This is a genomic window from Streptomyces europaeiscabiei (assembly GCF_036346855.1).
In the GTDB taxonomy this organism is placed as follows: Bacteria; Actinomycetota; Actinomycetes; order Streptomycetales; family Streptomycetaceae; genus Streptomyces; species Streptomyces europaeiscabiei.
The window spans coordinates 10,045,331-10,067,957 of record NZ_CP107841.1; the positions used below are offsets into that span (position 1 = coordinate 10,045,331).

The 22,627-nt window shown below is 71.3% G+C and carries 22 protein-coding genes; 12 read left to right on the forward strand and 10 right to left on the reverse strand.

The annotated features are described in order from the left end of the window. Positions 1-50 precede the first annotated feature (50 nt). Both OG858_RS43565 and OG858_RS43570 read right to left on the reverse strand, forming a co-directional pair. Positions 51-656: a histidine phosphatase family protein gene (locus tag OG858_RS43565; protein ID WP_327747772.1), complete on the reverse strand. Its 606-nt coding sequence runs from the start codon at positions 654-656 to the stop codon at positions 51-53. Between the two features lie 76 nt (positions 657-732). Further along, on the reverse strand, positions 733-2,271 hold the full coding sequence (locus tag OG858_RS43570) for an AMP-binding protein (protein WP_319065817.1): 1,539 nt from the start codon (positions 2,269-2,271) through the stop codon (positions 733-735). A 198-nt stretch (positions 2,272-2,469) separates the two neighbouring features. Between OG858_RS43570 and OG858_RS43575 the strand changes: the two genes are divergently transcribed. From OG858_RS43575 to OG858_RS43585, 3 genes are read left to right on the forward strand one after another with little or no spacing between them, the layout of a single operon-like run. Beyond that, positions 2,470-3,744, forward strand: coding sequence for an acyl-CoA dehydrogenase family protein (locus OG858_RS43575; protein ID WP_319065818.1), 1,275 nt, complete (start codon positions 2,470-2,472; stop codon positions 3,742-3,744). A gap of 41 nt (positions 3,745-3,785) precedes the next feature. Then, entirely contained in the window at positions 3,786-4,550 is a 765-nt protein-coding gene (locus OG858_RS43580) for an SDR family NAD(P)-dependent oxidoreductase (RefSeq protein ID WP_086754427.1), read from the forward strand. A 3-nt stretch (positions 4,551-4,553) separates the two neighbouring features. Then, complete coding sequence (locus OG858_RS43585; protein WP_319065819.1) at positions 4,554-5,330, forward strand: ThuA domain-containing protein; 777 nt, start codon at positions 4,554-4,556, stop codon at positions 5,328-5,330. A 186-nt stretch (positions 5,331-5,516) separates the two neighbouring features. Here the strand turns inward: OG858_RS43585 and OG858_RS43590 are convergent, their stop codons facing one another. The 3 genes from OG858_RS43590 to OG858_RS43600 are packed head-to-tail and all read right to left on the reverse strand — an operon-like array spanning position 5,517 to position 9,293. Further along, on the reverse strand, positions 5,517-6,632 hold the full coding sequence (locus tag OG858_RS43590) for an ABC transporter permease (RefSeq protein ID WP_327725831.1): 1,116 nt from the start codon (positions 6,630-6,632) through the stop codon (positions 5,517-5,519). Between the two features lies 1 nt (position 6,633). Further along, positions 6,634-8,154, reverse strand: a complete 1,521-nt coding sequence (locus tag OG858_RS43595) for a sugar ABC transporter ATP-binding protein (protein WP_319065821.1) — start codon at positions 8,152-8,154, stop codon at positions 6,634-6,636. Continuing rightward, a complete protein-coding gene (locus OG858_RS43600) occupies positions 8,151-9,293 on the reverse strand; it encodes a substrate-binding domain-containing protein (protein WP_086749808.1) in 1,143 nt (380 codons plus the stop codon). Before OG858_RS43600 ends, OG858_RS43595 begins: the two co-directional genes overlap by 4 nt. Before the next feature lie 427 nt (positions 9,294-9,720). On the opposite strand from OG858_RS43600, the gene OG858_RS43605 reads away from it, so the two are divergent. The 4 genes from OG858_RS43605 to OG858_RS43620 are packed head-to-tail and all read left to right on the forward strand — an operon-like array spanning position 9,721 to position 12,689. Further along, positions 9,721-11,127 carry an aromatic ring-hydroxylating oxygenase subunit alpha gene (locus tag OG858_RS43605; protein ID WP_086749809.1) on the forward strand — a complete coding sequence of 469 codons (1,407 nt, stop codon included), beginning with the start codon at positions 9,721-9,723 and terminating at the stop codon, positions 11,125-11,127. After that, complete coding sequence (locus tag OG858_RS43610) at positions 11,124-11,438, forward strand: 2Fe-2S iron-sulfur cluster-binding protein (RefSeq protein ID WP_086749810.1); 315 nt, start codon at positions 11,124-11,126, stop codon at positions 11,436-11,438. Before OG858_RS43605 ends, OG858_RS43610 begins: the two co-directional genes overlap by 4 nt. Positions 11,439-11,446: 8 nt before the next feature. Next, a complete protein-coding gene (locus tag OG858_RS43615) occupies positions 11,447-11,662 on the forward strand; it encodes a transposase (protein ID WP_086749811.1) in 216 nt (71 codons plus the stop codon). A gap of 4 nt (positions 11,663-11,666) precedes the next feature. After that, entirely contained in the window at positions 11,667-12,689 is a 1,023-nt protein-coding gene (locus OG858_RS43620) for an NADP-dependent oxidoreductase (RefSeq protein ID WP_086749812.1), read from the forward strand. 36 nt (positions 12,690-12,725) lie between these two features. On the opposite strand, the gene OG858_RS43625 is transcribed toward OG858_RS43620, so the two are convergent. From OG858_RS43625 to OG858_RS43640, 4 genes are all read right to left on the reverse strand, one after another. Next, positions 12,726-13,040 (reverse strand): putative quinol monooxygenase, encoded by a 315-nt coding sequence (locus OG858_RS43625; protein ID WP_086749813.1) that lies wholly within the window; start codon positions 13,038-13,040, stop codon positions 12,726-12,728. Between the two features lie 67 nt (positions 13,041-13,107). Next, the gene (locus OG858_RS43630) at positions 13,108-14,844 is read right to left on the reverse strand and encodes a PEP-utilizing enzyme (protein WP_086749814.1); all 1,737 of its coding nucleotides are present in this window, start codon (positions 14,842-14,844) and stop codon (positions 13,108-13,110) included. 32 nt (positions 14,845-14,876) lie between these two features. After that, on the reverse strand, positions 14,877-15,668 hold the full coding sequence (locus OG858_RS43635; protein ID WP_037697506.1) for an SDR family NAD(P)-dependent oxidoreductase: 792 nt from the start codon (positions 15,666-15,668) through the stop codon (positions 14,877-14,879). A gap of 29 nt (positions 15,669-15,697) precedes the next feature. Next, positions 15,698-17,008: an aromatic ring-hydroxylating oxygenase subunit alpha gene (locus OG858_RS43640; RefSeq protein WP_086749816.1), complete on the reverse strand. Its 1,311-nt coding sequence runs from the start codon at positions 17,006-17,008 to the stop codon at positions 15,698-15,700. Between the two features lie 155 nt (positions 17,009-17,163). Between OG858_RS43640 and OG858_RS43645 the strand changes: the two genes are divergently transcribed. The 4 genes from OG858_RS43645 (at position 17,164) to OG858_RS43660 (ending at position 21,185) form a co-directional block, all read left to right on the forward strand. Continuing rightward, complete coding sequence (locus OG858_RS43645; RefSeq protein ID WP_328543851.1) at positions 17,164-17,637, forward strand: VOC family protein; 474 nt, start codon at positions 17,164-17,166, stop codon at positions 17,635-17,637. Between the two features lie 97 nt (positions 17,638-17,734). Further along, positions 17,735-18,739, forward strand: coding sequence for a thiamine pyrophosphate-dependent dehydrogenase E1 component subunit alpha (locus OG858_RS43650; RefSeq protein WP_328543850.1), 1,005 nt, complete (start codon positions 17,735-17,737; stop codon positions 18,737-18,739). A gap of 5 nt (positions 18,740-18,744) precedes the next feature. Beyond that, on the forward strand, positions 18,745-19,770 hold the full coding sequence (locus OG858_RS43655; RefSeq protein ID WP_328543849.1) for an alpha-ketoacid dehydrogenase subunit beta: 1,026 nt from the start codon (positions 18,745-18,747) through the stop codon (positions 19,768-19,770). Then, a complete protein-coding gene (locus OG858_RS43660) occupies positions 19,767-21,185 on the forward strand; it encodes a dihydrolipoamide acetyltransferase family protein (RefSeq protein WP_328543848.1) in 1,419 nt (472 codons plus the stop codon). Before OG858_RS43655 ends, OG858_RS43660 begins: the two co-directional genes overlap by 4 nt. A 31-nt stretch (positions 21,186-21,216) precedes the next feature. On the opposite strand, the gene OG858_RS43665 is transcribed toward OG858_RS43660, so the two are convergent. Next, positions 21,217-21,828, reverse strand: a complete 612-nt coding sequence (locus OG858_RS43665; protein WP_328543847.1) for a TetR/AcrR family transcriptional regulator — start codon at positions 21,826-21,828, stop codon at positions 21,217-21,219. A gap of 147 nt (positions 21,829-21,975) precedes the next feature. On the opposite strand from OG858_RS43665, the gene OG858_RS43670 reads away from it, so the two are divergent. After that, positions 21,976-22,626 carry a TetR/AcrR family transcriptional regulator gene (locus OG858_RS43670; protein ID WP_086752914.1) on the forward strand — a complete coding sequence of 217 codons (651 nt, stop codon included), beginning with the start codon at positions 21,976-21,978 and terminating at the stop codon, positions 22,624-22,626. The last annotated feature ends 1 nt before the right edge of the window (position 22,627 follow it).

A 22,627-nucleotide genomic window follows, 5' to 3' on the forward strand; every position in this document is an offset into this window, starting at 1 on the left:
GCGAGGGGGCGGGGCGGGCGGCGGGTGGAGGGCTGGGGTGAGGGGGCTGGTCAGACGGCCGCCTCGGCGGGCCGCTCGGCGATCATGTGGGCCGTCTCGTTCACCGAGTGCAGGACGATCCGGCCGCCCGGCAGCCGCCGCACCCTGCTGACCGAGGTGTAGCCGGGATGGAACCAGAACATCGTGGGCAGGCCGAGCACGGTCGCCAGATAGGTGTTGGTGATGCCTCCGTGGCACACCACCGCGACCCGCCCGCCGGAATGGGCGTCGAAAACCGTGTCCATGGCCCGTACGGCACGCGCGCGGAAGGCGTCCCAGTCCAGATCGGGCACGAAGTCCTCGTACCGCCCCTCGGCGAGGGCCGCCGCCCGAGGATCGTCGGCGCCGATCTGCTCCGGTGGGGTGTAGGGCTGGGAGACGTCCGTGTCCCACTCGCGCAGGTCGTCCAGCACGGTCGCGGTCATGCCCGTGAGCCGTTCCAGGGGTGCCACCGTCTCGCGGGCTCGCTGGAACGGGCTCGTGTACAGGGCGTCGACGTCCTCGTGCATCAGCCAGGCGGCAAGACGCTCCGCCTGGGCCGTGCCCTGCGGCGACAGTCCCGGGTCGTACACGCCCGCCACGGGGAGACCGTGCCGGATGAGGAGGAGTTCGGTCATCGATGATCCTTCGTGCGAGGGGTCGGGGGCCGGAGGGCGTTGTCGGGGGTTGTCGGCGGTCGCGGGTCGGCCCGGTTCAGCCCGCGATGGTCCGCTCGGACTGCCAGTAGGGGCGGCGCATCGCGCGCTTGTCGAGCTTGCCCATCGCGTTGCGCAGGAGCTCGGGAACGAACTCGTACGACTTCGGGCACTTGTATGCGGCCAGCCGGTCGCGGCAGAACCGGTCCAGCTCCTCGGCCGGCGTCCCGTCCACGGCTGCCACGACCAGCGCCCGCAGCGACTCGCCGAAGTCCGGGTCGGGCACGCCGATCACCGCGACCTCGGCGACCGCGGGGTGCTGCCGCAGCACCGCCTCGCTCTCGGCCGGGTAGAGGTTGACACCGCCGGAGACCACGACGTCCGCGGCCCGGTCGGTGATGAAGATGTAGCCCTCGACGTCGACGTAGCCGATGTCGCCGAGGGTGAAGACGCCGGGGGAGAGGTAGGCGGACTTCGTCTTGTCCGGGTCCGCGTGGTAGCGCACGCCCTGGTCCTCGGGCGCGCGGAACGCCAGCAGTCCCCGTTCGCCGGGCGGCAGTGGTTGGCCGTCGTCATCGGTCACCAGGACCTCGAACGGGGGCCGGGCGCGCCCGACCGAGCCCGGATGGGCCAGCCACTCGGTGCTGCTGATGCGGGCCACGGTGCCCGCCTCGCTCGCCCCGTACGACTCGGTCAGCACCGGACCGAACCACTCGATCATGGCCCGCTTCACGTCCGGCGGACACGCGGACCCGGTGTGGGAGACCTGCGCGAGGCTGGAGACGTCGTACCGGGCACGTGTCTTTGCCGACAGGGCGAGCAGCCGTTGGAAGTGGGTGGGCACCATGACCGTGGAGGTGACCCGCCACTTCGTGACACGGCTGAGGAAGATCGCCGGGTCGTATCTGCCGAGTACGACCACTTGTTGCCCCGCCGCCAGATGGCGCAGTGCCGTCAGAGGCGCGTTGTGCTGCAGCGGCCCGCACACCAGGTGCGGGCCGGGCGGGAATCCGGACCGGGCGGACATCGCGGCCAGATAGGCGGAGCTGTCGGCGACCGGACCGCTCACCCAGCGCACCTCGGTGCCGCGCGCCCGGCCGGTGGTTCCCGAGGTGTAGACGAGGGGCGGCCGGGCGGGCCGGTCCGCGGGGACGGTGCGCCCGGTGGGCGCGGCCGCCAGCCACAGGTCCCAGTCGAAGGCGTGCCCGATCGCCGGGGTCCCGTGCAGCACCAGCGGCAGACCCAGTTCCCGGGCCGCGTCCAGAGCGGCGCCGGCGCCCGCGGGTCCGGCGATGATGCCGGTCGCGCCCGCGTCGGTGATCTGGTCCACGAGTTCGCCCGACGTCAGATGCCGGGACGCGGCCACGGTCCCCACGCCGGCCCGCAGTCCGGCCAGATGGGCCACCAGTGTCGGTATGGCGTTGTCGCCGAGCACGACGACCCGGTCGTGCGGACCGGGCGCGAGCTCCAGCAGCCGTCCCGACGCCCGCGCCAGCTGGTCCGCGAGTTCGGACCAGGACAGCACCTCCCAGTCGTCCACGAGGGCGGGTTCGTCCGGGGTGTTCCGGACGCGACGGTCGAGTGGCAACTGCGACATGGCTCCTCCGGGCGGCTCCTCGGTCCTCTCCCGCATTCAGGGAGAGTCGATGCGGAGACTGTAGCGTTTATCAAGAAAGTGCGGAACACTCTGACCCAGGCCGAGCGCATCCCCGCATGATTGAGCGGATGGTTCGGATGCTTCCTGATCACTGTTACTGCAACTGTCATCTGGTAAGTGTCGTTCCAAGGAGGAGTCATGTCCCCGCCCGATCCGGACGCGTGGCGCGCACAGGTCCGACAGTGGCTGGCCACCGTGCTCGAACCGGCGAGAGCGCCGGAGACGGCCTCGGAGGCCGCCGACCTCGCCGTGTTCCACAACCTTCCCGAAGCCGAGGAGCGTCTGCTGCTGGAGCACTGTCGCGCCTACCAGCGGGCCCGCTTCGACGCCGGGTACCAGGCGCTGACGCTGCCCGCGGACCTGGGCGGGGCGGGCCTGACCGCCGCCCACGTGGCGGCCTTCGCCGAGGAGGAGTCCGCCTTCGACGTGCCGCAGTCCACCGAGCTGATCAGTGTCACCGTGCGCCTGGTCGCGATGGCCGTCTCCCTGTTCGGAACGGCCGAGCAGCGCCGTGACTTCGCCCGCGCCTTCCTGCGCACCGACCTGCTGGCCTGCCAGCTCTTCAGCGAACCCGGCGCCGGCTCCGACCTCGCCGCCGTCCGCACCCGCGCCCGGCAGGAGGACGCGGGCACCGCCATCGCGGCCGAAGCCGGCAGCGGGGGTGACTGGGTGATCGACGGGCAGAAGGTGTGGACCTCGGGAGCACAGTTCGCCGACCATGGCCTGCTGCTCGCCCGCACCGATCCGGACGTCGTCAAACAGGCGGGCATCACCGCCTTCCTGGTCCCGATGGACGCCCCCGGTGTGGAGGTGCGCCCCATCCGCCAGATGAGCGGCGGCGCCTCCTTCAACGAGGTCTTCCTCAGCGGTGTCCGCGTCCCGGACCGGCTACGGATCGGGCGCCCGGGCCAGGGCTGGGAGGTCGCCACCACCACCCTCGGCTTCGAACGGACCGCCTCCGGCAGCGGCAACCGGCGCAAGGGCGGCACCTTCACGGACGTTCTCGCCCTCGCCCGCTCGCTGGGCCGCACCGACGACCCACTGGTCCGCCAACGCCTCGCCGACCTGTACGTCCGCACCGAGCTGCGCGCCGCCACCGTGGACCGCGTCGCCAGAACGAACGCCTCCGGCGGCATGCCCGGCCCCGAGGCGTCCCTGACCAAGCTGATGGCCTCCGACCTGCTCACCCGAACCGGGCAGGTCGCCGCCGACCTCATGGGCGGCCGGATCTGTGCCGACACGGGAGAGCCGGGCACGTTCGCCTGGACGCAGCATCTGCTCGGCGCCCCCGGCTACCGGCTGGCCGGAGGCACCGACCAGATCCAGCGCAACCTGATCGGCGAGCGCGTACTGAGGCTGCCGCCGGAGCCCCGCGTGGACCGGGTGCCGTTCTCGCGGCTCACCGACAACTGAACGACGGCACACCCGTCACCCACCACAAAGGAGTGAGAGCGATGGATCTGGGACTGACAGGCGCGAAGGCACTGGTGACCGGCGCGAGCCGGGGCATCGGCCGGGCGATCGCCGCAACCCTGGCGGCCGAGGGCTGCGCGCTGGCGCTGTGCGCCCGGGGCGAGGAGGCGCTGGCCAAGGCCGCCGCCGAACTGCGCGGCGAGGGTGCGACGGTGTTCGCCGAGCCGGTCGACGTCACCGACCCGGCCGCGCTCGCGGGCTTCGTGGAGCGGGCGGCCGGCGCCCTCGACGGACTGGACCTGCTGGTGTCCAACGTCTCGGCGGGCAACGTCAAGGGCCCCGAGTCGTGGGAGGCGAGCCTGCGCGGCGACCTGATCCCGTTCGCGGGACTCGTCGGGGCGGCCCTGCCCCACCTGGAGGCCTCCGACCGGGCCGCCGTGGTCGCCATCGGCACCACCAACGCTTCCGACACGGCCCGACCCGCCGGGGCCAACTCCTACTCCGCGCTGAAGGCCGCCGTGGTCCAGCACGCCTCGGCCCTCGCGCACGCGCTCGCGCCGAAAGGCATCCGCGTCAACACCGTCTCGCCCGGCCCCGTCGACTTCCCCGGCGGAGCCTGGGAGACCATCCGCACCAGCCGTCCGGAGGTGTACGAGGAGGTCCTCGCCAAGCTGCCGATCGGCCGCTACGGCACCGCGGAGGACGTGGCGGGCGCCGTGGCGTTCCTGCTCGGCCGGACCGGCTCGTTCTGCGTCGGGGTCAACCTCGTGGTGGACGGCGGGCTGCTGACCCGCGTCCAGTACTGAGCCGTGCCGGGCCCGGCCGGCCGTCTGGACGCCGTACTGGTCTGCGGCGGCAGGTGGCACGACTTCGACCACGCGCGGCTGCGGCTGCTGGAGCTGCTGGACGGTCACCCCCGGGTCCGCACGCGGGTCTACGAGGACTACGACTGCGTACCCGCACTCCAGAGCGCCGACCTCCTGGTCACCTACACCTGTGACGTACGGCCCCGACCGTCGCAACGGGCCGCGCTGGCACGGTTCGTGGAGCGGGGCGGGCGCTGGCTCGCCCTGCACGGCACCAACGCGGTGATCGAGTCGCCCCCTCCCGGCGGACCGCGGGTGTTCACCACTCCGCGGCTCCTCGGCGAGGTCGCCGCCGTGCTCGGCAGCCAGTTCCTGGCCCACCCGCCGATCGCGCCGTACGAGGTACGGGTGACCCGGCCGGACCACCCGCTGGTCGAGGGCGTCGAACCGTTCACGGTCACCGACGAGCTGTACGTGTGCGAGCTGTACGGCGAGCTGGAGGTGCTGCTCCATACCGACTACAAGGGTCCGTGCCGCGGCTTCGCGGAGAGCGACGCGGCGCTCGACGACGCGCCGCGCCCCGTCCTGTACCTCAAGCGGCACGGTGCCGGTGAGGTCTGCTACTTCACCCTCGGCCACTGCCGGGGCCGGTACGACGTGCAGGATCTCGGAGTGGACGACACCGGGCGCGTGGACCGGGGGCCGTGGGAGACACCGGAGTTCCTCACGGTGCTGCGACGTTGTGTGAGGTGGGCGGTGGGTGTGCGGGGACCGGAGTAGTTCGCCCCCGCCGCCCCGTCCCCTCCCCCGTTGAGGGGACGGGAAGGGGCGGCGGGGGCGAAAGGCGCTGGGCCTGCCCCCTCGTTCAGCCGTGCGGCGGCACCACCGCCCGCCCGTTGATGTCCCCGGCGTGCAGACGCTCGTAGGCCATCGGGGCCTGCCCCACCCTGAGGTACTGCAGAGCCTTCACTCGCGGTCCTCCTCACCGGGAGCGGGTGTCGCGGGAGCCCCGGGTCCCTCGTGCGAGGGGTTCCCCCTGCGGCGGCGCAGCACAGCGGGCAGGGCGATCCGGCCACCCGTCAGGACCAGCGCGACGATGAGGACCGCACCGGTGAACAGACTCGCGGCCCACGGCGCGCTCGTGGCGAGCCCGAGGCCGGTGACGCCGGTGCCGAGCAGCAGGACCGCGAGGACCGTGCCCCAGGCGTTGAAGCGGCCGGCGCGCAGCTGGGTCGCCCCGACGAAGGCCGCGGCGTAGGCCGACAGCAGATACGGGGTGCCCGCGGTCGGTGATCCCGATCCGACCGAGGACGCGAAGACGATTCCGGCGAACCCGGACAGCAGCGCGGACGACACCAGGGTCAGAAAGCGCAGCCGGTCGGTGCGCACCCCTTGCAGCCGAGCCGCGTCCGTGTTGAAGCCGGTCGCGTACAACCGGCGCCCGGTGGCGGTGTGTTCCAGGAGGAACCAGATGGCAGTCGCGGCGAGCAGCAGATAGAGCACCGGCAGGGTGATGCCGCCCGCGTCGAGCTGCGCGATGCTCGCGAACGGCTCGGCCAGCAGCCGTACACCGGTGATGGAGCTGTCGTTGGTGACCATGGTGATCACCGACTGGATCAGCGCACCGGTCGCCAGGGTCGCGATGAAGGAGTCGACCCGCAGCACCACCACCACGATCCCGTTGACGACCCCGATCACCAGCGCGGCGGTCATCGCCAGGGCGATCGCGGCGGCGGGTCCGAGCCCGGTGGAGACCAGGAAGTAGGCGGTCAGCACGCTGGTCAGCGACATGGTGAAGGCCACGGAGAGGTCGAAGACCCGGGCGGCCAGCGGGGGTACGACGCTGAGCGCCACCAGTCCGGCCACGGCGTTGCCGTTGAGTATCTGCTTGACCGTGGTGGTGGTCGGGAACGTCTCCGGTGCCCAGACGGAGAAGAGCACGGCGATGACCAGCCACACGTACACGGCGCCGATGTTCCGGAACGACAGGGACGCCGCCAGCAAGGCCTTGGCGGACGCCGCCCGCCGGACCCGTGCGGTCGGCACGGGCACCGCCGGCCGGGTCGGGGTGGTGGGGGTCATGTCACTCGGTTCCTTCCATGGCGTGCACCAGCGCGGGCTCGGTGATGTCACGGCCGACGAGTTCGCGTGCGATCCGGCCGTCGCGTACCACCAGGACGCGGGTGCACAGGGCGAGCAGGTCCTGTGTGTCGGACGACGAGACGATGACGCCCATGCCCTCGCCGGCCTGGCGCTCTATCAGGTCGTACAGCTGCAGACGGGTGGCGATGTCGACGCCCGCCGTGGGTTCGCACAGGGCCAGCACCGGTGGACGCTGTGCCAGGCAGCGGGCCATGACGACCTTCTGCTGGTTGCCGCCGCTCAGGGTGGTGACGCGGGCCCCGCGGCCCGCCGTGCGCACCCCGACCCGCTCGATCCAGTCCTCGGCGAGGGCGGACTCGCGGCGCCGGTGCAACCGTCCGCCCCAGGACCGGAGCCGGTCCAGGAGGGGGAGGGTGAGGTTCTCGCCGACCGAGAAGTCGCCGATCACCCCCTCACTCGCCCGGTCGGCGGGGACCAGGGGGAGGCCCAGCCCGCCGGCTTGGCGCGCGTCCGTCCAGTGTGCGGAGCGCTCCGGCAGCCGCAGCCTGCCGCTCACCCGCCCGGGGTGGGCCCCGCACACCGCGTACGGCACGATCTCGTGGCCGGAGCCGACCAGTCCGGTGATGCCCAGCCGCTCACCGCGGGCCAGGTCGAAGCCGATCCCGCGCAGGGGGCCGGCCCGCAGGTCGCGGACCTCCAGGACCGCTTCGTCGGCCCCGTCGGCGCCGGGGCGGTAGGCCGGACGGTGGTCGGTCTCGGTCTCCTCGCCCGCCATCAGTTCCGCCAGCGAGCGCGGGGTGAGTCCGTCGACCCGCCGGGTGGCGATCCGGCGTCCGCCGCGGATCACGGTGACCCGGTCGGCGAGTGCGAAGATCTCGTCCATCCGGTGCGAGACGTACAGCACGCCGGCGCCGGCGTCGCGTACCTCCCGCACGATGTCGAAGAGCCGCGCCACCTCACAGGGCGGCAGCACGGCGGTGGGTTCGTCGAGGACCAGGACTCCACGCCGGCCCTCCCAGCCCTGCAGCGCGGCGGCGATGGCCACCACCGCGCGCTGGACGGGGGTCGCGGTCGTCAGGGGGCGGCGTACGTCGATGCCGAGACCGAACCGTTCGACCAGTGCGGTCGTACGCCTCTCCATCTCCGGCCAGCGGATGTTGCCGAGGGCCGTGCGGGCGAAGCCGCGGCTGAGCGCGAGGTTGTCGACGGCGCTCAGCTCACCCACCAGCCCCAGCTCCTGGTGGACGAAGCGGAGCCGGTCGTGCCGGGAGGCGGTGACCTGGTCGAGGTCGAACGGCTCGCCGTCGAGCTCGGCCACCGCTCCCGGCTCCGCGTGGTGGTAGCCGGCGAGGATCTTGATGAGGGTGGACTTGCCGGAGCCGTTGGGCCCGATCAGGGCGTGGATCTCGCCGGGTGACACCTCCAGATCGACGTCCTTGAGTGCCTGGGTGCCGCCGAATCTCTTCGACAGGGCGGCCACCCGTAGCACCGGGCCGGTCAACTCAGTCCCCAGAGCGCCTTGAACTGCGCCTGGTAGTCCTCGACGATCGGGAAGTCGCCGTCGGCCGAGGGCAGGTTGTCCTTGGTGACGAGCATGTTGGGCAGTGCCGCCTGCTGGTCCACGTCCATGGGCTGGCCGGTGAAGTGCCGGGCCAGGGCGTCGGCCTGGATCCAGGCCGTCTCGTGGGAGTTGAGCGCCATCGCGCCGTCGGTGAGACCGCTCTGGATGTACTGGTAGTTCTGCGCGTCACCGACGTTGACGACGATGTGCCTGCCCGTGATGCCGGCGGTCTTCAGCGCGGTCGGCACGCCCACGTTGAGCAGGCCCAGGGAGAAGACGACGTGGGTCACCTTCGGGTGCGACCGGAGGTACGACACCACGCGGTCCGGCATGTCCTTGCCCACCGCGGTGATCGGCACGTCGACGTTGTCCAGTCCACAACCGTCGCACCATTTCCCGTACTTGGCGGCGAAGGAGTCCTTGACGGGCTTGAGGATCGTGTACGCCGGAAGGTCGAAGTAGACGGTGTTCGCCTTGGCGTCACTGTTCGACACCACCCATGAGGCGAGCATCTCGCCCTGGACGCCGACGTCGTCCGGCCCGTTCTTGAGCAGGGAGATGCCGTCGCCCAGCAGGTCGTCGGCGTTCGACTGGATGACGGGGATCTCGGCGGCCTTCAGCCGGGCCAACTGCTTGGCGTAGACGGCACGCGGGAAGCCGGAGGCGACGACGGCGTCCGGTTTGTCGCGCAGGGCCTGCTCGTAGGCGGCCTGGACGGACTCCGGTGTGCCCTGGGTGGCGATCTGCTTCACCTCCCAGCCGAGTTCCTCGGCGGCCTCGGTGAAGAAGTCGGCGAGATCCTTGCAGGACTGGACGCCGCACAGGATGAAGTCGATCTTCTTGCCCTTGGGGATCTTCTTGCCGACGGGCTGGGTGACGGAGATCGAGGCCGGGCGCTCGGAGTGTTTCTTCAGGGCCGCGCGGGCCGCCGTCAGGCCGGGCGAGTCGGGGCCCGCCGCCTGCGACGTGTCGGCGGCCGGCGTCGCGCCCGTACCGCACGCCGCCAGGGCGAGCAGGGCGGTGACGGGCATGATCGCGGTGAGGGCGCGGCGGACCGCGCGACCGGGTGTGGAACTCATCGTTGAGTACTCCCGTGGTGTGGTGCCTGCGCTGCCGCGCCCCCGCGTCCGCGGCGGTCGGCTCCGGTTCAGGCGGATCCTGTGCCGCCCGGGCCGGGACGGCACGTATGGGGTGCTGAGGGGAAGCGGGCTTCGTCGATCGCCGGCGTGGGGCACGGCGCGGGCCGAGGGGTGCCCCGCGGCGCTGGGCCCGGGATCGGCAGACGCCGACCCGGACGAGAAACTTATGAGGCACTACAGCCTCAAGTGCGTCGGAGTGTGACATGCCCCAGCGGGCTTGGGGAGGGGCTGTCGTAAAAAATTCCAGGCCTGGGAGTGCTGTCCGTGATGACCTCGGGCGATGTGGCGCTGTTCGACGTGACGAGTGTTGCTCCCGGGCGGGGCTGCTAACTACACTCACTCTAAAGTTTCTGCCGGAGGAGAGAAGATGGACGAAACGTCGGAGTCGGTCACCGCACGGTGCCCAGGGCCCAGCGTCCAGGACTACCTCGACCAGGACAGCCGGCCCGTTCCGCCCGCTCTGAGGTTCGAGCGGAACGACCACCTCGGCAGCGAGGACATCGACGCCACACGCTTCACCTCCCGCGACTGGGCCGAACGCGAGATGCGGCAGGTATGGCGGCGGGTCTGGCAGTTCGCCTGCCTGGAGAGCGAGATTCCCGAGGTCGGCGACCACGAGATCTACGAGATCGGCGACGACTCGCTCATCGTCGTGCGCACGGCCCCCGGCGAGATCCGCGCCTACGTCAACGTGTGCCTGCACCGCGGCCGCAAGCTGCGCACCGGTGGCGGCAACGTCGGCGAGTTCCGCTGTTCGTTCCACGGCTTCGCCTGGAACCTCGACGGCACCATGCGGACCCCGCCCTGCGCCTGGGACTTCCCGCACGTCAGCCCGGAGAAGTTCGCCCTGCCCGAGGCCCGGGTCGCCACCTGGCGCGGCTTCGTCTTCATCAACATGGACCCCTGTGCGGAGTCCTTCGACAGCTACCGCGGCACCTTCGACGAGTACTACATCTGGCCGCTGGAGGACCGCTACAAGTCGCTGCACATCGCCAAGGTGCTCCCCTGCAACTGGAAGATCGCGCAGGACGCGTTCATCGAGTCCTTCCACGTGATCGCCACGCACCCGCAGATGCTGCCGTGGCTCGCCGACGCCAACTCCCAGTACGACGTCATGGCCGACCAGCCGAACTGGAGCCGGATGATCAACATCCAGGGCGCGCCCAGCCCGCACGTGGCGGAGTCCGTCACGGAGGAGGACGTGCTGGAGACGTTCTACGACTCCCGTGCGTTCTACTCGGCGGCCCAGGGTCGCGACCTGGTGAGGCAGGAGGGCGACGAGCTGCCCGCGATCCCGTCCGGCGGCACCGCCCGCCAGGTCCTCGCCCAGCGGATGCGCGAACAACTGGCGGCCACCGCGCGGCAGGACTTCTCGCAGACAGCCGACACCGAACTGCTGGACGCCATCAACTACCTGTTGTTCCCCAACTTCAACCCCTGGGGCGGTGCCAAGTCCAACATCATCTACCGGTTCCGGCCACACGGCCTCGACCCGGACTCCTGCACCGCCGAGATCATCTTCATGTCGGCTCCGAAGCAGCCCGGCGAGATGCCGCCTCCGGCCAGGATCCGTTGGGTCCCGGAGGACATGCTCTTCGCGGACATCCCCGAACTCGGTGTGCTCGGGCCCGTCTTCGACCAGGACTGCGAGAACCTGCCCTACGTCCAGCAGGGCTTGAAGGCGATGCGCAAGCCGGGCATCACCCTGGCCAACTACCAGGAGAGCCGCATCCGCCACTTCAACCGGACGCTCGACCACTGGATGGACAAGTGACCCGCCGCGTGGCCATCCGGCCCTCCGACGTCGAGATCGAGGTCCTCGACGGCGAGGACCTGTTCAGCGCCGCCGGGCGGCTCGGCTACAGCTGGCCCACCGTCTGCGGCGGCAAGGGCACCTGCCGTACCTGCTTCGTCCGGATCGAGGAAGGTGCCGAGAACTGCTCTCCCGTGGACCCGCTGGAACGCGAGGGCATCGAGGCCCTGCGCAAGCCGGTGGACGGCCTGACCCGGCTCGCCTGCCGGCTCCGGGTCGAGGGCCCGGTGACCGTGACCAAGCGCGGCGTACGCCGCCGAGTGCAGGAGTGAGGCCCACCATGGCCAAGCAAGTGATCCACCCGCTGACCGGGCACGTGTACCGGCTCACCGAGGACGGCCTGGTCGAGGTGACCGACCCGAAGACCGGAGCGCAGGGCGTCTTCGACTTCCAGGCCCGGTGGCAGTCGGGCGAACTGCGCCACGCCGATCTGCAGATGGCCGGCTGGGTCGGCCGGCTCGCCCAGCGCCGCGGCACCCGGCAGCCGGGGGAGTGACCCGGTGGCGCCCCGCACCACGCGGGTGGTCTGTCTGGTGCGCCGACCCGACGGGGACCCGGTCCCTGCCGACTTCACCGTGGACGAACGCCCCCTGCCGGCCCTCGGCGAGGGACAACTGCTCGTCCGCAACCTCTACATGAGCGTCGACCCGTCCATGCGGGGGCGGCTGGAGAGCACCGAGAAGCACTACACGCACAACTTCACCCCCGGCTCGCCGCTCGACGGCCGGGCCCTCGGGGTCGTGGAGGAGAGCCGCTGCTCCTCGGTACCGACCGGTGCCTTCGTAAGGCACCAGCTGGGCTGGCGGGAGCGGGCCGTGCTGAATGCCGCGGACACCGACGGCGCGGATCGCATCGACCCGCGCCTCGCCCCGCTGCCCACCTGGCTGGGGCTGCTCGGCCAGACCGGCTTCACCGCGTACGTCGGCCTGACCCGGATCGCCGGCCTCCGCCCCGGCGACACCGTCCTCGTGTCGGCGGCGGCCGGGGCCGTGGGCACCGCCGCCGGCCAGTTCGCGCGGCTGCTGGGCGCGGACCGGGTCATCGGGACCGCCGGAGGGCCGGACAAGTGCGCCCTGCTGGTGAAGGAGTTCGGCTACGACGCCGCCGCGGACTACCGGACGGAGCCGATGCGCGAGGCGCTGGCCCGGCTGGCACCCGACGGCCTCGACGTCTACTTCGACAACGTCGGTGGTGAGCAACTGGCCGCCGCCCTGCACGCGTTGCGCCCCGGAGGGCGCATCGCGTTGTGCGGCATGATGTCGCAGTTCGGCGGCGAGCGACGGCCGGTGGACATCAACCAGCTGATCCAGGCGGTCCTCAAGCGGCTGACGCTGCGCGGCTTCATCGTCCGCGACCATGACGACCTGCGGCCGGAGTTCGAGCAGAGGGTCGCGAGCTGGCTCGCCGAGGGCCGGATCACCGCGCGCGAGACGGTCGTGGAGGGCCTGGAGAATGCCGCCGGTGCGCTGCTGTCGCTGCTGGACGGCGGCAACGTCGGCAAGATGCTGGTCCGGCTGGATTGATCCCACCGAGACGGCGCCCCCGCCGGGGGCGCCGTCTCAGCGCATGGGGCGTGACGCGGCGACGGTGTGGGTGGTCAGGCAGACCCCGACGCGGGTCAGCCCCGCCACGGCCGCCCGGAAGTCCTTGATGTGCGCGGTGGTGAAGTGCTCGTCCAGGGCCTGCCGGGAGGTCCAGTGCTCGTACACCCGGATACGCCGTTCGTCGGTGGGATCGGCGGTCATGGCGTAGTCCAGGCAACCGGGTTCCCGCTCACGGGTGTGCCGGCCCAGCTCGACCAGGGCCCTCAGCATGGTGTCGCGGTCGCCGGGCTCGTAGTCCATCCAGCCGGCGACGATGATTTCCTCGGTCACGTGGTCCTTTCGCGGTCATGCCCTCGGGCCCGCCGCCCCTGCACAGGGGCGGCGGGCCCGAGGTGTCTCAGACGCCGAGCGGCGCCGGGACGCTGTCGACGGTGACCGTGCCCCGGTCGCCGTCGACCGTGATCACCATGCCGTCCCGCAGCCGTCGTGTTCCGCCTTCGACGGAGATGACGGCCGGGATGCCCAGCTCCCGGCAGACCACGACGGCGTGGCTGTTGATCGCACCCACGTCCACCACGGCCGCCCCGGCGACCAGGAACAGCGGAGTCCAGGCCGCGTCCGTGATCGGCGCGACCAGTACCTCACCCGGCTCCAGAGCCTCGCACGAGGCCGGGTCGGTGACCACCCGCACCCTGCCGGTGTACGTACCGTGACTGCCGCCGACACCGCTGAGGGCATCGCCCTCGACCGCGGCCTCGGTGCGCTCCTCGGCGCGTCGCGGCCAGGCGTCGATCTCGGTCCGCGCGTCGTCCGCGATGAAGAACGGCGGCTCCAGTTCGTGCAGTCCCGCGTACTCCTGAAGACGCTGCGCGATGACGGGGCCGAACGGTTCCGGGTCGGCGACATAGCCGTCGAGTTCGGTGTCGAGCAGCATCATCACGTCCTCGGGCGCGGCGAGGCGTCCCGCCTCGACGCCGCGGCGGCCGAGCTCCCGCACCGCCATCCGGATCTCGTTGACGACGGTCACACAGTTCGCCTTGGTGCGCTCGCGGGCCGGGATCCACACCTGGGAGGCGTGCATGCCGGCGTCGAACATCGGCTGCGCGTCCTCGGGCAGCGCGGCCCGGATCTCCTGCGCGGTCTGCTCGCGTCGCAATCTCAGGCGAGCCCGCCGGGCGGCCGGGGAACCGTCGTCGGAGCTGTGCCGGATCCGGTCGACCAGCGCCAGCGCCTGGACCGGCGCAGCCTCCCACGACAGCGCGTGGATGTCCCACTCGTTGGGACCGCGGTCGCCGGACGCGGCCAGGAACTCCTCGAACGCGTCACGGAACGCCTTCACGTCCCCGATGGCCCCGTCGAGCGCCCGCTCCACCGCGGCCGGGCCCTCGTCGAACAGCGCGGTCAGCTCCGCCGACGCCGCCACCTGGCGGGACAGCGTCCACAGCCCGTCCGAGGGGGAGGCCGAGTCGACGTCGCCGAGACCGCCGATGAGGTCCAGCATGTCGCCGGGTCGGTCCACACTCGCGCACAGCGGTCCGAGGATCGCGGGTCCGACGGACGCGGGCAGCGACGACTCGACGTGCCGTTGGAAGGTCGTCTCCACCTGGTCCAGCAACGACCGTGCGTACGCCACCAGTTCGGCGTCCGGCAACCCGGTCAGGTCCGGCCGCTCACGGCGCAGGCGGCGCAGCCGCTCCCGGTCGGCGTCGGCCTCCGGGAAGTTGGTCTGGCCCAGCATCCGCTGGAGCGTGCCACCGGCCTTCGCGGTCAGTTCTCCGTCCTGGTCGTCGGGGTGCGCCACATACTCCGGAGTGTCCGAGCGCTGGCCGACGAAGGCGGCGTCGATCTGGTCCGCCGTCTGGCCCATACGGATGCCGAACAGCCGCATGTGAGACAGGTTGAGGTAGAAGTAGCCGCCGAACATCCCGACGAACGGCGGTCGAGGACCGGCCACCTCCTCCTCGTGGTAGATGCCGAAGCCGACGAAGCCCTTGCGCCAGCCGTGCAGACCGCGCCCCCAGACCAGGGTCCAGCCCAGCGGGCTGGCCGGCTCCGGCAGGGTCTCGCCCGCGTTGGCGCGGGTGTAGTGCGGCAGCCGCTCACTGCGCTGCCAGTCCGTGATCCAGCTCTTCACGACCGAAGGTCTCCCGCCGTCCGTCCCGGTGCCTACCACTGCGCCGTACCGCCGTCGACACTGATCAGCGTGCCCGTGATACCGGCTCCGACGTCACTCGCGAGCAGTGAGGCGACGGCCGCGATCTGTTCCACGGTGGTGATCTTCTTGGTGGCGGCATGCTCGGCGAACCGGCCCAGCCACTCCTCGTAGGAGATGCCCTCGGCCTCGGCCGCGGCCGGTCCGGCGGCCCGCATGAGGTCGGTGTCGACGGCGCCGGGGCAGATGGCGTTGCAGGTGATGCCCTGGGTGCCGTACTCGAAGGCGGTCGCCTTGGTCAGGCCGTGGATCGCGTGCTTGTTGGTGATGTAGTGGCTGATCGCGGGCTTGTTGGCCTGCTTGCCCTCGACGGAGGAGATGTTGATGATCCGACCCCAGCCGCCCGCCAGCATCTTCGGCAGCGCGCGCCGGGTGCCGTAGAAGTAGGCGTTGAGGTTCAGCTTGAGGGCGTCGTGCCAGGCCTCGTCGCTGAGCTGGTGGACCGGGGCGAAGCCCGAGGTGCCGCCGGCGTTGTTGACCCAGACGTCGAGCCGGCCGAAGCGCTCGGCGGCGAAGTCGGCGAGGTTCTCGATGTCCTCCTGGCTGTTGGCGTCGCAGGGGTGGAAGACGGCCCGGTCACCGGCGCCGATCTCCTCCAGGGCCTGCTTGCCCTTGAGCTCGCTGCGGCCGCTGATGACGACTGTGGCGCCGTCGGCCAGGAACTGTTCGGCGATGGCGCGGCCGATGCTGCGCGTGCTGCCCGTGATCACCGCGACACGTCCGTCGAGGCTGCCCGTAGCCACCATGGTGTTCTCCCGCGAGTGTTGTTGGTTCGTCACCTGGTGGCTCGGTCGGCTTGAGTGCCTTCGGCGTGTGTGTCCAGGGACTGGTGGATGGTGCGGTGGAAATGCTGGAGTCCGGGCTCGTTGCGTCCGAAGACGAAGTCGGTCCCGTCGAGGGCGGCAAGGCCCTGCTGTACTCCGTAGGTGGTCGCGTAGTCCTCGTCGCGGACCACCTCGTGGAACCATTCGCCGAACCGGTCGGCGGCCTGGCGCTCCTCGTCGGTGACCGCCGGTTCCCGCAGCAGGATGATCTGCTGGGTCACCGACTCGGTGGCCGTCCGGGGGAGCACCAGGGAGACGGCGATCTTCTGCCGCCAGCCGCCGGCGATCGCGAGGCCCGGGAAGAGCCAGTAGATGGGGCCGACGCAGTCGCCCGGGTCGCGCTGGTCCGGCGGCAGTTCGACCGCCTGTGCGATCGGGCGCAGGGCCGGTGCGATGCGCTGGTGAGGGCCCCAGGTGTCGTGGGCCATCATGTTGGAGAGGTTCGTCTCGAACACCGTCTTCGGGTGCAGGGAGGCGAAGTGGTAGGTCTCCAGGTATCCGTCGAGGGTGACCTTCCAGTTGGGGCTGGTCAGTTCGCCGGTGGAGTAGTGGTGGCACTCCGCCAGCCGCATTCCTTCCAGCAGTGGCTGGAGGTCGCCCAGCCAGGCGTCCAGGTCCGGTTCGGCGGCCGGGTCCAGTGAGACGAAGACGATGCCGGCCCGTTCCCCGGCGGGAAGCGCGACGAGGCCGCGCCCCTCGCGAGGGACCTCGCCGAAGGTCTTCTCGGCGTACACGCCGCGCAGCTCACCGGTGAGGTCGTAGGACCAGGAGTGGTACGGGCAGGTCAGCCGTTTGGAGACGCCGCAGCCGGGTTCCAGGAGCTTGGCTCCCCGGTGCCGGCAGGCGTTGATCATGGCGTGCACGGTGCCCTGGCGGTCCCGGGTGATCAGCACCGGAACGCCGAGTACGTCGATCGCCTTGTAGGTGTGGGGGCCGGGCAGCTCGCAGGACATGGCGAGCGGCAGCGGGACACCACGATGGACGGCTTCCGTCTCCCGTCGCCAGCGGTCGGCGTCGAGGTAGTTGGCGACGGGTTCCGTCCACTGCTCGTCAACCTGGTGCGTCGTGCCGTCGCGGTAGTGCGCCACCACGCGTTCGACGAGTTCGGCGGCCTCCCGCCGCATCGCCAGGGACGCGGCGTCGGTGGACCGGTCCCGGCTGATCCACGAGGAGTATTCGGGGGTCGGGGGGGCCGAAGGGGCCGAGGGCGGCTCGCTCCCGGCGTCCGTCTCCCGAATCTCCGGCGAACTGGTCTGGACCACGATGTCCTCACAATCCTCCCAGCCGCGAGCCGGCGACCGGCTTCGGAATGCGACAGCTGGGCTGTGTCCGAAACGACAACAGGACTTAGTGTGGTCTGTCAATAGAAAGTGGCGAAGTGGCCGCTCGGTGGTCCGTGGGGGTGGGTGCGATGGTCATGACCCTGCCGTTCGAGGTGGGCGTGGTGGTGCGGGACCTGGAGGCGATGGAGCGCTTCTATGGCGAGGTGCTCGGTTGCCGGGCCGTGCGCCGCTCGCGCGTGCCGGAGTCCGTCGGCGGTCCTGCGGGCCTCGGTGGCGAGCTGCTCGTGGTCTGGCTCCGGGTGCCCTCCGGGGGGTGCGTCAAGTTGCTTCTTCCCTCGTCACCCCCGTCACTCTCGGCGTCCGGGCCGTCGCCGGGCGAGGTGTCCGCTCCGGCCGGGCGGCAGGGGCTGTCGTACCTGACCTTTCACCTCGACGACATGGACCCGGTGGTCGAGGCGCTGACGGCCGCGGGGGCCCGGCCCCTGTCGGACCCGGTCGTCGTCCGGGCGCGGGGGCGGCGTGTCAGCTTCTGGTCGGATCCGGAGGGCAATGCGGTGGAGCTGGTGGACGCGCGGGGACGGGAGTCGGGACCGGGGCGTAGTAATTAGAGATCCTGTTCAGTAAGGTGCCCCCATGCTGGTTACTGTAGACCGGCACTAGTAAGTCCGATTGCTTGGCAACTTCCCTCGGGCGAAGGGGCGGACGATGACTCAACGAGCGTCGACGGCGTCGAAGAAATCCGCGCAGGTCACCGCGCGGGTCATCAAGGATCTACATGAACGCATGGTGCGCATCCGGCTGTTCGAGACCGAGGCCGGCAAGCTCATGGAGGCCGGCAAACTGCCCGGATTCCTGCATCTCTATGTCGGCCAGGAAGCCGTGGCCGCCGGCGTGATGGCCGCCCTGCGCGACGACGACCAGATCACCTCCACCCACCGCGGGCACGGGCATGCCGTGGCCAAGGGTGTCGGCTTCCGGGAGATGTACGCCGAGCTGTACGGCCGTGTCACCGGCGCCTGCCTCGGCCGCGGCGGAAGCATGCACATCAACGACGTCACCCGAGGCATGCTCGGTGCCAACGGCATCGTCGGAGCGGGTGTCCCGATCGCGGTGGGCGCCGCCTTCGCGGCCCGGTACAAGGGCGAGGACAGCGTCGCCGTGACCTTCTTCGGCGACGGTGCCACGAACATCGGTGCCTTCCACGAGGGCGCCAACATGGCTGCCATCCTCGGCCTGCCCGTCGTCTTCGTCTGTGAGAACAACGGCTACGCCGAGTTCACGCCCCAGTCGAAGCACATGCTGATCACCGATGTCGCCGAGCGGGCGTCCGCCTACGGCATGCCCGCCGTCATCGTCGACGGCATGGACGCGGTCGCCGTCCACCGCGCCGCCGGCGAGGCCGTCGAGCGGGCCCGCTCCGGCGGCGGCCCCATGATGATCGAGGCCAAGACCTACCGCTTCTACGACCACCAGGGCGTCAAGGGACTGCGCCACCCCTACCGCTCGGACGAGGAGGTCGCCGAGTGGAGGGCCCGCGACCCCATCGACCTGCTCGAAGCCCGCGCCCTCGCCGACGGCACCGCCACCCGCGCGGACCTGGACGACACCTGGCAGCGCACCCGTGACGAGATCGCCGAGGCCATCGCGTACGCCGAGACGAGCCCCCTGCCCGACCCCGCCGACCTGCTGGCCAACGTCTACTCGGGATGACCGCCATGAGCACCCGCACCGAAGCACAGGCCGCCGCCCCAGAAGGCACGGCCCGCAAACTCACCTACGTCAAGGCCTTCAACGAGGGGCTCGCGCAGGCCATGCGCGAGGACGAGAACGTCTTCGTCGCCGGCGAGGACGTGGCCGGATACGGCGGCGTCTTCCGCATGTTCGACAACCTGCTCGACGAGTTCGGCCCCCGCCGCATGATCGACACCCCGATCTCCGAGGCCGCTCTCGTCGGCCTCGGGGTGGGCGCCGCCGCCCGTGGGCTGCGGCCCGTCGTCGACCTCATGTTCATGGACTTCATCGGTGTCTGCCTCGACCAGATCGTCAACCAGGCCGCCAAGATGAAGTACATGTTCGGCGGCTCGGTGTCCGTGCCGCTGACCATCACCACCGCCTCCGGAGCGGGCCTGGGCGCCGCCGCCCAGCACAGCCAGAGCCTGGAGGCCTGGCTCGCCCACGTGCCCGGCCTCAAGGTGGTGATGCCGTCCGACGCGTACACCGCCAAGGGGCTCACCGTCGCGGCGATCCGGGACGACAACCCCGTCGTCGTGATGCTCAACAAGGTCCTGCTCGGCAGCACCGGCGAGGTGCCCGAGGAGATCTACGGCATCCCGCTGGGCCGGGCGCACACCGCCCGGCACGGTGGCGACGTCACCGTGATCGCCCTGGGCCGCATGGTCGGCGAGGCCCTCGCGGCGGCCGACGAACTCGCCGCCGAGGGCGTGGAGATCGAGGTGATCGACCCCCGCACCGTGCAGCCCCTGGACACCGAGACCATGTTCGCCTCCGTCCGCCGCACCAACCGGGTCCTCGTGGTGCACGAGGCCGTCACCTTCGGCGGGCTCGGCGCGGAGATCGCCGCCCAGATCCAGGACGCCGCCTTCGATCACCTCGACGCGCCGGTCCTGCGTATCGGCGCTCCCTTCTCCCCGGTGCCGTTCTCCCCGGTCCTGGAGAAGGCCTATGTTCCCGATCGCGTCCGGATCGCCCAGGGCTGCCGGCGCCTCCTCGAAAGGTCGTGACCGACGTGGCGGTCGAGGTTCTGCTGCCGAAGATCGGCCTGACCATGCAGGAAGGCACGATCGACGAATGGCTCGTGCCCACCGGCGGGGCCGTCGCCGAGGGCGACGCGCTGCTGCGGCTGGCCACCGACAAGGTCGACGTGGACGTCGAGGCCGAGGCCGCAGGACGGCTCCACCCGGTGGTCCCGGCCGGCACCACCCTCCCCGCCGGAGCCCTCATCGGCTGGCTGCTGGCCGAGGGCGAGCAGCCGCCGGACCCGGCCGGTACGCCGATGCCGGCCGGGTCCGGTTCCGCGACCACCGCGCCGACGGCGCCGGACGCCGCCCCCACGGCGGCGGCCGCATCCCCGCCCGGCGGTACCGCCTCCCTCGTCCCGGGGGGCCGGCTCCTGGCCTCACCGAACGCCCGACGGGTGGCGTCCGGCGCCGGCGTCGACCTCACCGGCGTAACGGGCACCGGGCCCGGCGGCCGGATCGTCTCCGAGGACGTGGAGGAGTTCCTCCTCGACGCCGCCACCGGCGTCCCCCCGGCGGTTGCGGCCACCGCCCCCGCCTCCGTCCTCCCGGTCTCGCCGCTGGTCCGCCGACTGGCGAAGGAGCGGGGCATCGACCTCGCGGAGGTGAACGGCACCGGGCCCGGCGGCCGGATCCGCAGGTCGGACCTCGACCCCGTCACGCCGGCCCCCGAGCCGCCGCCCGTCCGCGGGAAGACCGCGCCACCCCGGCCGGGAGACGTCCTCCCCCTCACCGGGATGCGCGGCACCATCGCCCGCCGGATGCACGCCAGCCTCCAGGAGATGGCGCAGCTGACGCACGGGTACGAGGTCCGGATGGACGCCGTGGTGTCCCTGCGGGACCGGCTCAAGGAGGAATGGGCCGACAGCGAACTGCCTGTGCCCAGCCTCAACGACTTCCTGCTGAAGGCCGCCGCGCTGGCCCTGGGCGAGCACCCGCTGCTCAACGCGACGGTGCGCGAGGACGGCGTCCATCTGCTCGACGGCATCCACCTCGGCTTCGCCGTCGCCGTGCCGGGCGGCCTGCTGGTCCCGGTGATCGAGGACGCGGCGGCGCTGCCCCTGCCGGAGATCGCCCGCCGGTCGAAGGAGCTGGCGCGGGCCGCCCGCGACGGGCGGGTCTCCCCGGCCCAACTGGAGGGCGGCACCTTCACCGTCACCTCATTGGGCGGCTACGGCGTGGACTTCTTCACCCCGGTGATCAATCCCGGTCAGGTCGCCATCCTCGGGGTGGGCGCGCTCAGGGACGGCGTGGAGTGGCGGGACGACCGGCCGCTGCGGACACGGGTGCTCACGCTGAGCCTCACGTTCGACCACCGCGCCGTCGACGGAGCGCCCGCGGCCGAGTATCTGCGCACGGTCGGGGAGCTGCTGCGCAAGCCCCTGCGTCTGCTGGTGTGACCGGCGGCCGGACAGCCCGGCCGCCGCCGGGCTATTCGGCCGCCGCCGGGTCCGCGATCCGCTCCGCGAGGTCGCCGACCTCGCGGACGAACGAGCGGTGCCCGAGCGACCGGTACACGTCGTCGCCCCGGACCTGCGAGATCGCCGCGGTCTCCAGCAGCGCCAGCAGTCCCAGGCCGATCACCGCCGCCTCCGGCTCCGAGGCCGAGGTGCGGGCTTTGTGGATCAGTCGTACCAGTTCGGCCAGCAGGTCCGCGCGGCTCTGCTGGCGCAGCGCCTCGGCCTCCTGGCTCATGCCGGCCGACGACACGAAGAAGACGGTGGCGGCGGACCGCTGCTCGCCGAGCCAGGCCAGCAGCGTGGTGACCGTCGGCCCGATGTCCGTACCGCGCTCGTGGGCGTCGGTGAGTGCCCGCAACTGCTCGCGCAGCGCGGCGGCGAACACCCGCATCCCTTCCGCCAGGACCTGGTCCTTGGAGGAGAAGTGGTAGTACACCGCCGCCGAGGTCATCTCCGCACGGGCGGCGATGTCGGCCACCGTCACCTCGTCCGGCGACTGGGTCGCGAACAGCTCCGTGGCTGCCTCGATCACCCACTGCTTGCGCGACGGACGGTGAGCGGCGCGGGTCCCGGATGTCGTCATGATGTCAAGTATGCCGGGGCCTGGATGCTCCGGAGGCCCATGTGCAGGAGGAATTTGGCCGCCTGCCGGTCGGAGTTACTGGATAGCATGGTCAGTACAAGGGGATCCACGTAAGCGCGGGTCCACGGCAGTTGCCAGGGGAGCACGATGGCCACCACGAAGAACGGCAAGCAGCCCGCCCACCGCCCCTCGCGACGGCAGCACATCATCACCGCCGCCGTGCGGGTGTTCGGCCGCAACGGATTCGCGGAGACCAGCATCCAGGACATCGCGGCCGAGGCCCAGGTGGTGCCCACGGCGGTCTACTACCACTTCGACGGCAAGGAGGAGCTGCTCGAACTCGCCATGCGACGGGTCTTCGACCAGCTGAACGCGGTCGTGGAGGCCGCCCGGCCGGAGTCCGAACCGGGTGACGCGGAGGGGCTGCTGCGCGTCATCGACGCCGTATGGGAGTGGGTGGAGCAGAACCCGGACGAGGCGCGCCTCTACCAGATCCAGTTCGCGTCCGCCAACGGCAGCGTCAAGGTGCTCCGCGACGAGTTCGAGCAGCGGCACATCCAACGGGGATACGACTACCTGCCCGAGGGCACCACCCGCAGCCCCCGGGCGGCCAAAGCCCGGCACGCGACGCAGGCACTCGCGGTCCGCACCCTGATCAGTACGACCATGCTCGTCACGGCACTGCGGGCGGAGGGAGGCCCGTTGTCGCGGATGCCCTCCCGGGCCGTACTGGAGGCCGTCAGGGCGCTGGCGCTGCGTATCGTCGCCGAGGAGAAGCCGGCCCCGGCGCGCTCCTGAG